The organism is uncultured Ruegeria sp. (genome assembly GCF_947500045.1).
GTDB lineage: Bacteria > Pseudomonadota > Alphaproteobacteria > Rhodobacterales > Rhodobacteraceae > Ruegeria.
Genome location: NZ_CANMQQ010000015.1, coordinates 1 through 11,853 on the forward strand (window position 1 = coordinate 1; position 11,853 = coordinate 11,853).

Annotated in this window: 8 protein-coding genes; 6 read left to right on the forward strand and 2 right to left on the reverse strand. The window is 55.8% G+C overall.

The annotated features are described in order from the left end of the window. Positions 1–446: 446 nt before the first annotated feature. On the reverse strand, positions 447–2,135 hold the full coding sequence (locus Q1B46_RS19455; protein ID WP_299950866.1) for a Na/Pi cotransporter family protein: 1,689 nt from the start codon (positions 2,133–2,135) through the stop codon (positions 447–449). 291 nt (positions 2,136–2,426) lie between these two features. Between Q1B46_RS19455 and Q1B46_RS19460 the strand changes: the two genes are divergently transcribed. Both Q1B46_RS19460 and Q1B46_RS19465 read left to right on the forward strand, forming a co-directional pair. After that, complete coding sequence (locus Q1B46_RS19460; RefSeq protein WP_299950869.1) at positions 2,427–3,401, forward strand: LysR family transcriptional regulator; 975 nt, start codon at positions 2,427–2,429, stop codon at positions 3,399–3,401. Positions 3,402–3,658: 257 nt separating this feature from the next. Further along, on the forward strand, positions 3,659–6,094 hold the full coding sequence (locus tag Q1B46_RS19465) for an FAD-dependent oxidoreductase (RefSeq protein WP_299950872.1): 2,436 nt from the start codon (positions 3,659–3,661) through the stop codon (positions 6,092–6,094). On the opposite strand, the gene Q1B46_RS19470 is transcribed toward Q1B46_RS19465, so the two are convergent. After that, positions 6,091–7,020, reverse strand: coding sequence for a GlxA family transcriptional regulator (locus Q1B46_RS19470; protein ID WP_299950875.1), 930 nt, complete (start codon positions 7,018–7,020; stop codon positions 6,091–6,093). The two genes, Q1B46_RS19465 and Q1B46_RS19470, sit on opposite strands and share 4 nt — an antisense overlap. Positions 7,021–7,117: 97 nt before the next feature. On the opposite strand from Q1B46_RS19470, the gene Q1B46_RS19475 reads away from it, so the two are divergent. The 4 genes from Q1B46_RS19475 (at position 7,118) to Q1B46_RS19490 (ending at position 11,811) form a co-directional block, all read left to right on the forward strand. Further along, positions 7,118–8,275 carry an acyl-CoA dehydrogenase family protein gene (locus tag Q1B46_RS19475; protein ID WP_299950878.1) on the forward strand — a complete coding sequence of 386 codons (1,158 nt, stop codon included), beginning with the start codon at positions 7,118–7,120 and terminating at the stop codon, positions 8,273–8,275. A gap of 7 nt (positions 8,276–8,282) precedes the next feature. Next, positions 8,283–10,298, forward strand: coding sequence for an acetate--CoA ligase family protein (locus tag Q1B46_RS19480; protein WP_299950881.1), 2,016 nt, complete (start codon positions 8,283–8,285; stop codon positions 10,296–10,298). A gap of 3 nt (positions 10,299–10,301) precedes the next feature. Continuing rightward, the gene (locus Q1B46_RS19485) at positions 10,302–11,081 is read left to right on the forward strand and encodes a carnitinyl-CoA dehydratase (RefSeq protein WP_299950884.1); all 780 of its coding nucleotides are present in this window, start codon (positions 10,302–10,304) and stop codon (positions 11,079–11,081) included. 148 nt (positions 11,082–11,229) lie between these two features. After that, complete coding sequence (locus Q1B46_RS19490) at positions 11,230–11,811, forward strand: XRE family transcriptional regulator (protein WP_299950887.1); 582 nt, start codon at positions 11,230–11,232, stop codon at positions 11,809–11,811. Positions 11,812–11,853: the final 42 nt, after the last annotated feature.

Genomic DNA, 11,853 nt, shown 5'->3' on the forward strand with positions numbered 1-11,853 from the left:
GCCATTCCAGAAAATACGCAACCGTAATCTCATCAAGCGCAGATGCCTGCGTCGCAGTCATCGCAGCAATCCCGGCATAAGCCGTGGTGAGCAGATATTTTTTGATCATCTCGATTATTCTCTCCCTGCTGGTTCCGTGCATTCGACTATCGTTGGCGATCGAATTCCGGATCAGTAAGAGGAACCATAGTCCGAGCATCTTTATTTCGTAAACAAAAAGTATAGTTGCGATAAAACCGTAATTTAGTTTCGCTTTGCGTAAATATAACCTTCAGAAGGGTCCTTCGGTAGCCAAGAAATCTCTCAACCTCAGATGGCTTGGAGCCTTCCGACTGGTTCCAATACTCGTCTAACACCTCGCCAGGACCAGTGTCTTCCCGGCATGTTCAAGCAGATCGTTTGCAGTTAAACGCAGCGAGGCAGAGGCAGCAGCAACAAAACACCTGCTAGGTTTCTGCCTCTTGTTCTCGGTGCGGCAACTCTTCAATCAGCCTTGTTTCAAGTAACTGACCGTTGGAATACAGGATGGGTGTTGAAATCGCCGCTATGTGGCTGTTGAATTCCCGCAGGGCCCGTAAAGTTTCGAGATGCACATCGCTGGTTTCAAAGCTTTCTACCATGCCATTCTGAAGGCGACGAAAATGACGTTTTCGGCTGTCGCGTTCGGCGCGTTTGATCTCGGTCTTTTCCAGATTCAATAGCCGGGCGCTTTCCAGATCTTCTGAAATGATGACGTTGGTTGCCAGCTTCAGATTGGCCAGGATCTTCTCGTGCATCTGCTGCACTTCCGACCATCCTTCAGGTGAAAATTGCCTGCCTGTGCCGCGCAATTCACCGGCCAGCACTGTCAGGCGTTTTGCCACCACATCCCCTGCGGTTTCCAACCGGACGGCGTATTCCAGCATATCTCGGGCAGCATCGGATTTCTTAGAATCCATCTTGTTCTGTGGAAGCGCTGCCACAAAGGTCCGAATGTCCGCCAGACACTGGTTTACATCCTGATCTATCGCTTGGATTGATTTGATCTGCTCAGGGTCTCCAGAACGGTAGAGACCCAACAACGGGCTGAACATCAACTGGACCAGGTCTGCCATCCGCACCAACTCACGTTTAAGCGCCGAGATGGCCAGCGTTGGGGACTCAGCCACCTGCGGATCAAGAGCGCTTGCCGGGCGTGCAAGCGGGTTGGCATCGGTGATTGGTTTTTCATCCGGCAGCAAACGCATGAACGGTGATTGCAGCACACCACAAAATGGGAGTGACAGGATCAGAAGCGATGCATTGAATGCCAGATGTGCATTGACCAACATCTGCCCCTGGTAATTGCTGCCCAACACACCGGAACTTAAGGCGAGATTTGCGGCGAACAGGCAAAGCACGGCCCAGACCCCGCGAAGCGCGAGATTTGCGTAGGGAATGCGGCGGGCACGAATGTCCATTCCACGGGTTAGCCAGACAGGTATCAGCGCACTGCCCAGATTTGCGCCCAGCACCAGCGACAATCCGGCGGAAAACGGTAATGCACCAATCTGAACCAGCGTGACACACATCAAAATGGCAGCGACCGAACTGTGCATGACAAAGGCCAATGCACCACCCACGATGAAGGCCGTCACGTAGTCACGCACGAGATAGTCAGCAATCGCGGGCAGGAACGCGCTGTCCCGGATCGGGTCCATTGCTTCGCGCAGGAATCGCAGTGAAATCAGGATAAAGGCAATGCCCATCAGTATCCGGCCGATCTGACGCGGCCGCCTGCGTTCAGTCTTGACGAACAACCATCCGCCAACGGCCAATAGCATGGGGACAAGCCAATCCAGTTGAAACGACAGTATCTGGATCACAAGCGCCGAACCCAGATCGCCGCCCAAAACGATTGCCAATCCTGCCGGGAAGGCCAGATATCCACCCGCTGCAAACCCCGAGGCAAGCAGTGCAACCGCAGCCGAGCTCTGCAAAACCACGGCCAACAGCATCCCGGTCAAGCTGGACCCAATCATGCTGTTGTTACGGGTCAACACGCGTTGAAACGAGGCGCCGTAGCTCCGCTCGATCCCTGTGCGAACCATTCGAACCGCAAAGAGCAGGAGCATCGTGGCTCCGGCAAGCTGGGTAAGGAACACTAATATCGCCATGCGGTGTGGTCTTTCTGCTGCATCGGCCTGTTTAACGTCCGGAACCTTAAAAATTCAAGTACTAACGGGCCACAGGTGGGCTGCGGTATCACACGGCCGCCCAAGCGTCAGCTTGAAAATGCGCCTGAGAAAACAGCGTCGATGCAATCGAGTTTGGAAGACATCGGCATCTCGACAGAGCTCAACGCGTCGTTGGTGCTGTGTTTTGGTCATTGGTTCGATATTTTGATATCTATGATCGCAATTTCTAACTAATAAACAATATACAACCCCAATCCTATGAGGACCAGCATGCCGCGCCAATCGGCACCAAAAGATCTTAGCCTCAAATGGCTGGAACTGTTTCAGATTTGTGCGCAAAAAGGATCGCTGCAGGCAGCATCCAAAGAAACCGGTTTGACCGTCAGCACCGTTTCTCATCATTTGCGCAATCTCGAAGATCATCTGGGTGTTGAACTTTTCGATCATTCGCGCAGACCCATGGTTTTGACACCGAAAGGACGGGTCTTTTCGCGCAAAATCGACGTTGCGCTACAGCTGATCCGCAAGGCAAAGGCCGAGGCGTCGGCCGGAAGTCTGACCGAAGCCAGTTATCTGCGGGTTGGTACGATCGAGGATTTCGAAAGTGACATCATACCGGAACTGGCCGTGCACCTGTCGGCCAAAATGCCGGCCTGCGACTTCATGTATCACACGGATTCCAGCCACGCGATTATCGAGATGCTGCGCGACCGCCAGTTGGATCTGGGGATATCAACAACACCCAGCGAGCGAATGCACGACCTGCAAGATCGCCCCCTTCTGCGCGATCCGTTTGTTATCGTGTTGCCGAAAGTGAATGAAGAAGCATTGGATGATATCGTCGAAGGCCGCACCAAGCTGCAGTTCCTGCGATTTTCCAGCAACTTGATCATCGCGCGTCAGATCGAAGCTCAACTGCGCCGGATGGGCATTTCAACCTCACACAAGTTCGAGTGCAGCAATAATCAGACGCTTATGTCTATGGTGTCAGCTGGGGCGGGTTGGACCATCACCACCCCTTTGCTGTATTCGCGCGCAAAACAGTTCCAACCCAAACTCTGTATGCACCCATTTCCTGGCAAAAGCTTTGCACGAACTCTGGCGCTTGTCGCAACGCCGGATTGTTCAAGATCAGCGCTCGAACTGGTTGATGCCAAAACGCGGTCTCTTATCCAAGACCGTATCCTTACACCGCTTCTTACAGACATTCCGTGGCTGTCGGGCAGTTTCAAACTTGTCGATTAACGGCCGGCCAATACCCGTCAAAAGATATTGAAACGATCCCGAGCCTGCTGGTTCCGCTTGGCTGACAGTCAGCTTGAAGTATGAGTTGTCAAATTCCTTTTTGCAGGCGGCGACCCGCCACTGCCAGATTCAATTGCATTCGCCTTAGTTTGAAATGTTGAGCTTATTCTTTCGAATTATTACCCAACAAGAAATAGCCCTTGTGATCCATCTTACAGAACAGGCTAATTCCGGGAAACGTGTCGGAGGGTCTTTTCATGAAATCGCGCACCAAGGTTGTCGTCATTGGTGGCGGTATCGCCGGTTGTTCGACGCTTTATCACCTTACCCGCGAAGGCTGGACCGATGTGGTGCTGGTTGAACGCAATGAACTGACCAGTGGCACCACCTGGCACTCAGCTGCGCAGGTGACCAATTTCGGCATGAACCAAACTATGGTCGGGCTGAAGACCCATTCAATCAACCTATACAAGGAACTGGCCGAGGATCCGGACTATCCCATCAACTACCACCACGGCGATGGCGGCATCCGGCTTGCCAATACGCCTGAACAGATTCAGGGGTATCACCACTTTGCTTCGATGGCGCGCGGAATGGATGTGCATTTCGAGATCATCGATGCCGAAGAATGCGCCCGCCGCCATCCTTTGATCTCAACCGATAGTCTGCTGGGTGGATTGTGGGATCCGTTGGATGGTGACATCGACCCGGCACAGCTGTGTCAGGCCTTGGCGCGCCGCGCGCGCAAGGCCGGAGCCGAGGTGTATCGGAATACGCCGGTCACCGGGCTGACCCAGCACAAGGACGACACATGGACGGTGCATACGGAACATGGCGATATTGCCTGCGATATCGTCGTCAACGCCTGTGGTTATCGGGTCAATGAAGTGGGCGCGATGATGGGTGTTCACCACCCCGTTGCATCGATGGAGCACCAGTATTTTCTGACCGAAGAGATTGCAGCAATCCGCGAAGCTGAACACCGGATGCCCCTGCTCCGCTGCCCGATCAGCGACTATTACTGCAGACAGGAAAAGAACGGTTTGCTGGTCGGGTTTTATGAACAAGACTGCAAAACCTGGGGAATGGACGGCATCGATCCGAACTTTGTCAACGCGCTCTGCCCTGATGATCTGGACCGGGTGACGGACGTGCTGGAAGGCGCGTTTGCGCGTATGCCCGCTCTGATGGAGGTCGGCATCCATACTGTCGTGAATGGGCCAATCACATACACAATTGATGGTGCACCCTTGGTCGGGCCGATCCCGGGCAAGCGCAACGCCTTTTGTATCATAGGCTTGCGCGCAGGTCTGGGTGAAGGGGGTGGTCATGGTTGGCTGCTGGCACAGCAGATCGTACATGGCGAGGCTTGTTACGACACGTGGTGCATTGATCCTCGTCGGTTTACCGACCACGCCAATGTGGAACTGACGGCCCTGAAAGCCGTTGAGGATTATCAGAATGAATTCCGCTTTCACTTTCCGCACGAACGCCGGCCCGCTGGCCGCCCTGCTAAAACCACCCCGCTGACACCGATCCTCGCCGCTGAAGGGGCCGAGTTTACCGTGGTAAACGGTTGGGAGCGGGTCGATTACATCAAGCCTGCGCCGGACTTCCATCCAACCCTGAGTTTCAATTTTGATGAGACCTTCGACATTGTTGCAGCAGAGGTCAAAAACCTGCAAAAGAATGTCGGGCTGGCCGAGGTCAACGGATTCAATCGGCTCGAGATCACCGGCGCTGATCGGCATGCGTTTCTGGATCGCATGATGTGCGGCGCGGTGACGAAGCGTGATGGGCGTGTCGGCCTTGGCTATCTGCTGAACCACCACGGCATGGTCAAAGCCGAAGCAACCATCGCCAACCTGCCCGCCAGTGACCGGGGTCCGGCCCGGGTCTGGTACGGCTCAGCCGCAGCCAGTGAATATCACGACATGGATTGGCTTCAGATGCATCTGCGCGATGACGAGGATGTGCAAATCTGCTCACTCACCAACGATCAGACCATACTGGTTCTGGCCGGTCCTAAATCCCGCGATGTGCTATCGGCCTGCGCCCGTGGTGACTGGTCTAGAGAAGCGTTTCCGTGGCTCTCGGTGCGCGAGTGTTTTATCGGCTTCGCGCCAGCGACCGTTTTAAACATCAGCTTCTCGGGGGAGCTGGCTTACGAAATCCACGTCCCAAATGCCTCGCTTTACGCGGCGTATCTGGCTCTGCGAAAGGCAGGCGAGAACCATGGCATGAAACTGTTTGGCGCCCGCGCTGTCGAATCCATGCGGATGGAGAAAGGGTTCCTGCACTGGAAAGCCGATCTTCTCACCGAATTTGATCCGTTCGAGACGGGATTGGATCGGTTCGTGAAACTGAACAAGGGTGATTTCATTGGCCGGGACAGCTTGGCAAAGCGATGCGAAATCGGTCCAAATAAGAAGCTGGTAAGCCTGAAAATCGACACGATCAAAGCGCCTGCACATGGTGGTGCCTCGTTGATGTTGGGGGGCAAGGTTGTTGGCACGATCACGTCAGGAGACTGGGGCCACCGGACAGGGTTGAACCTCGCATACGGCTTTTTGAACCCTGATGCCTCCAAGCCCGGCAGCAAGATGCAACTCGACCTGTGCGGAGAATTGATCGATGCCGAGGTGATTGTGCCATCCCCCTACGATCCGGACCTGACCCGCGTGCGCAGCTAGTTCGAAAGCTCCTTACCGTTGCGATAGGCTGTCGGCGTCTGCCCGAACTGGACCCGGAACGCTCGCGTCATGGCGCTGGAGTTTTCGTACCCACAACGGTCGGCGATTTCGGCGACGGACTGCCGGGTCTCAACCGCAAGCTTACGCGCCAGATTCAAGCGCAAACGACGATAGAGAGCCTGAGGTGTTATGCCCAGCTCGGCCTGTACGCGGATTTCAATCTTCTTTTGCGAACACCCAAGCTGACGTGCGATGTCCTTTATCAAAAGCGGATCGTCCAACTTGCGCTGCATGATGGTGACCACCCGGTTCACAAGCCCGTCTTTGGATTTCATCTGTGGTGATGCAGAACTTGGTTCGCCGCGGTTCATCAGAAGATGCGCAACTTCCATCGATAGTAATGGCCCATGATCCGCAAAGATCAGCGCGGTGGCCAGATCATAGGCCGCCAGCGCGCCGGAACATGTGATCCGGTTGCGATCAATCACAAAGCGTTCCTGCACGACATCGATATCCGGAAACGCTTCTTCGAACCGCGATAATTCATCCCAGTGAATGGTTGCGCGATGCCCCTCCAATAGGCCCGCATCAGCAAGCAACCAGCTTCCAGTATCCAGACCTGCCAGCCTCGAATGGCGGCCTGCGGCCCGGCGCAGCGCACGCAAGGTTTCGGGAACCGAATGCGCCAGAAATCCATAAGACGGCATTACAACCAGAGCATCACCAGCCTCACCCCCAATCGCACCTTGGGGCGTCACCTGCAGGCCACTGGAACTATGCACTGGCGCACCGTCAGGCGAATAGACCTGCCAGGCATAGAGTTGCTGCCCCGCCAAAGTGTTTGCCGCGCGAAGGGGCTCGACCATGTTGGCGAGGCACAGGTTCGAGAAGCCGTCGAATAGTAGGAAGTTATAGATTTGGGTCAATTTCTTCTATTTCTGCATGATAATATACGAATACTGCATGTCAGAAATCCAGACAATGCCGTTTCATCCTAACTCAGGCATCCAGGAAACGCGCGCTATGCAATTTGGTTTATCCGAAGAACAGGAAATGATCGTCTCGACCGTACGCAGCTTTGTCGAGAATGAGATTTATCCTCATGAGGCCGAAGTCGAACGAACCGGTCAGGTCCCACATGAGTTGGGCCAACAGATCAAACAGAAATGCATCGATCTGGGCTTTTACGCCTGTAACTTCCCTGAAGAGGTCGGCGGCGCTGGCCTGTCCCATCTCGATTTTACTCTGGTCGAGCGCGAACTGGGCCGTGGATCGATGGCGTTGACCCATTTCTTTGGTCGCCCGCAAAACATCCTGATGGCATGCAACGACGATCAGCGCGAACGCTACCTGTTGCCCGCCGTGCGCGGCGAAAAGATGGACGCGTTGGCGATGACAGAACCGGATGCGGGCTCGGACGTGCGGGGCATGAAATGTCAGGCCGTTCGGGATGGTGATTGGGTCGTCAACGGATCAAAACATTTCATCTCGGGCGCGGAACACGCGGATTTCTTCATTGTTTTCATCGCGACAGGCGTGGATGAAACCCCTAAAGGCCCCAAGAAACGCATCACTACCTTCCTTGTAGATCGGGGCACACCGGGCTTTGAGGTGCGCGATGGGTACAATTCGGTCAGCCACAAGGGCTACAAGAATTACATACTGTATTTCGACAACTGCCGCCTGCCCGACGCACAGGTTTTGGGTGAGGTCGATGGCGGTTTTGCGGTAATGAACGAGTGGCTTTATGCGACACGCCTAACGGTCGCCGCCTTCTCAGTCGGGCGCGCGCGCCGCTGCTTTGACTATGCTTTGAACTACGCCGCCGAGCGCAAACAATTCGGCCAGCCCATTGGCAAGTTTCAAGGCGTCAGCTTTCAAATTGCCGACATGATCACCGAGATCGACGCCGCCGACTGGCTGACGCTTTCAGCGGCGTGGCGTCTGGATCAGGGCCTGCCTTCAAACCGCGAGATCGCCTCGGCCAAGCTGTACGCTTCGGAAATGTTGGCAGGGGTGACAGATACCACGCTGCAAATATTTGGCGGAATGGGTCTGATGGATGATTTCCCGATCGAACGGTTCTGGCGGGATGCACGGGTCGAGCGTATCTGGGACGGCACCAGCGAAATTCAGCGCCATATCATCAGCCGCGACCTGTTGCGGCCAATGGGTGCCTGAGGCGGGCATGAGCAAGGACATTTCCCGCCTCCTGCGCCCCGAATCCATAGCCGTGATCGGCGGCGGGGCTTGGTGCCAGCAGGTCGTTCTGCAATCAGATCGAATGGGGTATTCTGGGAACATCTGGCCCGTTCACCCCAAAGCAACGGATATCGCAGGCCACAAGGCCTATGCGCAACTTGAAGACCTGCCCGCAGCCCCAGACGCGGCTTTTGTCGGCATCAACCGGCACGCCACGATCGAGGCGGTGCAGGTCCTGTCAGACATGGGCAGCGGTGGCGCGGTATGCTTTGCGTCAGGCTTTTCTGAAGCTACAGCCGAAGATAAGACCGGCGGAGACCTGCAGTCAGAGTTGATCAAGGCAGCAAACACCATGCCTATCCTCGGGCCGAATTGTTATGGCTTCATAAATGCTTTGGACGGCGCGTTGCTTTGGCCTGACCAGCATGGGGCGGTCCCGGTTGATCGCGGTGTTGCCATTCTGACCCAAAGCTCGAACATCTCGATCAACCTGACGATGCAGCGACGCGCATTGCCGATTGCCTATATGGTAGCCTGCGGAAACATGGCGCAGACCAGCCAGGCCGAGATCGCCGCATCGCTTATCGATGACCCTAGGGTCACAGCAGTCGGCCTGCACATCGAAGGTTTCAAGGATATCCGTGAGTGGGAAGCTCTTGCCACTAAAGCGCATAAGAAAGGTGTTCCGCTGATCGCGCTCAAGGTCGGTGCATCCGAACAGGCGCGGGCGGGAACGGTTTCCCATACCGCGTCTCTGGCAGGCAGCGATGCCGGTGCGCAAGCGTTGCTGAACCGGCTGGGCATCCCACGCCTACGCACGCTGCCCGAATTTTTGGAAACGCTGAAACTGCTGCATTGCTATGGGCCATTGCAGGGGGGCGACATTGCCTCGATCAGCTGTTCCGGGGGCGAGGCAAGCCTGATTGCAGATATGGCAATTGGCACAGGTCTTACCTTTCCCGAGCTGACGAAAGACAAGGAAACGCGATTGCGGGAGGCACTTGGTCCGATGGTCGCGCTGAACAATCCGCTCGATTACCACACTTATGTCTGGCGCGATGAAGACGCGATGGCGAAAGCATGGGCCGGGATGACGGGGGATGACATCGATCTGACCATCTCGATCGTCGATTATCCAACCTCCGATCTGACGGACTGGGCTTGTGCGACGCACGCCGCACTAAAGGTACGGGCTGAAACAGGTGCACGATTTGCGGTGGCCGCCACCCTGCCCGAGCTTCTGCCAGACGGCGTCGCGCAAACCTTGATGGAGGGTGGTGTCATTCCCTTCATGGGCCTGCGCGAAGCTTTGGCCGCAACGCGCGCTGCTGGTCAGGTCGCGGCACCCGCGCGAGAACCGATCTGCCTGCCGGGCGAGTTGGAAACCTTGCGGACACTGACCGAAGTGCAAGCTAAGCAGGCGCTGGCCGCGCATGGATTGCACATCCCCCGGAACCGGTCTGTTCGAAGTGCCGTGGAGGCGCGCAATGCCTCGCAGGACCTTGAGGCCCCCTTCGCTGTCAAGGGCGTGGGTCTTGCCCACAAGTCCGAACAAGCCGCTGTACGGCTGAGGGTCCACGCCTCAGACGTGGTGGAGGTCGCCGCTGATATCGGAACCAAAGAAATCCTGATCGAAGAGATGATTATCGGTACAGTGGCCGAACTTTTGATTGGCGTTGTAAGGGATTCCGCCCATGGCTTCGTATTGACACTGGGCGCGGGTGGCGTCCTGACCGAGATTTTGCGCGATACCGCGTCTCTTCTGGTCCCATCGACGCCCGAGAGCATTCGTTCGGCGCTAGATGAACTAAAAATCGCACCGCTTCTCGCTGGCTATCGTGGTCAACCAGCAGCTGATATGGATGAGATCATTGCCGCAGTTCTGGCCGTTCAAAGCTATGTGACCCAAAATGCCGACACGCTTGGCGAGGTCGAAATCAACCCGCTTCTCTGCACGCCGACCCGCGCGGTTGCAGTGGATGCCCTTATCAGAAAGGCCTGAGATATGGACCCGATCAAGACCCGCCGAGACGGTGCAATCCTTGAGGTTACTCTGGACCGTCCCAAGGCCAACGCCATCGATCTGGCCACCAGTCGTATCATGGGGCAGGTTTTTGCTGAGTTTCGCGATGACCCCGAGCTACGCGTCGCCATTTTGACCGGAGCCGGTGAGAAGTTCTTTTGCCCCGGCTGGGATTTGAAAGCCGCTGCCGAAGGCGACGCGGTGGACGGGAATTATGGTGTCGGTGGCTTTGGCGGATTGCAAGAACTGCGTGATCTGAACAAGCCAGTCATCGCCGCCGTCAACGGCATCGCCTGCGGAGGCGGGCTGGAACTTGCGATTTCTGCCGACATGATTTTGGCCGCCGAACATGCAACCTTTGCCCTGCCCGAAATTCGTTCAGGCACCGTGGCGGACGCGGCAAGCGTCAAACTGCCCAAACGCATCCCCTATCACATCGCGATGGAGCTGCTGCTGACCGGGCGCTGGTTCAATGCAGAAGAAGGCCACCGCTGGGGTCTGATCAATGAGATCCTGCCCGCGGATCAACTGATGGATCGTGCGTGGGAGCTGGCCCGCCTGCTCGCCTCGGGCCCACCGCTGGTTTATGCTGCGATCAAAGAGGTTGTACGCGATGCCGAAGACAGCAAGTTTCAGGACACCATGAACCGCATCACCAAGCGCCAGTTGCATACGGTCGATATACTCTATGCCAGCGAGGATCAGCTAGAAGGTGCCAAGGCCTTTGCCGAAAAACGCGATCCAGTCTGGAAGGGAAAATAGCACCAGCCCGGCAGAATCACTTTGCTTGCCCCAACAGGTACGTCCGTTAATTGTCCGTCAGCTTAATTTTTGGGTAGTTCATACTTTACTATCCCGCAATTCGGGTCACAGATAGCATTATGCATATATTTAGGATCGATGTGACCCGATGCAGGACAAGAAATCAGATACCGAACTTGAAATCGGCCGCACTCTGCAAAGGCTGCGACAGGAACGGAGCCTGACCGTTACCGAACTGGCAACGCAGGCGAACCTGTCCACAGCAATGATCAGCAGGATCGAGAATGGCCATGTGTCGCCCTCACTTGGTACATTACAGGCCTTGGCCGATGCATTGTCAGTCTCTTTGATGGCTTTGTTCAGCCATTCCGACCACACGGCAGATGTTCATCATGTTCCTGCCGGAACCGGGTTGCCTTCGCGGCGGATCACGCATGACCATGCCCACGATTACCTGACTCTGGGCAAACACAGCGGTCCCGGCGGGTCCTTCCAATCCGCGCGCATCCGAATTTCAAAGCAAGATCAATCCACGCTGCCAAAGTATCAGCACGAAGGGCATGTCTTTATTTACATGATCGATGGGCGCGCCCTGTATGTGTGTGGAACCGAAGAATTCCTGATGGCAGCGGGGGATACGCTCAGCTTTGATGCCAAACTACCGCATGGGGTGGACAAAATCCTGTCAGACGCGATCGAGTTCATTACCGTTTCAACCCGCCCACAGTAGCGATCATCTGTACAACGCACCGGGGCCAAAACCCCTTGCGTA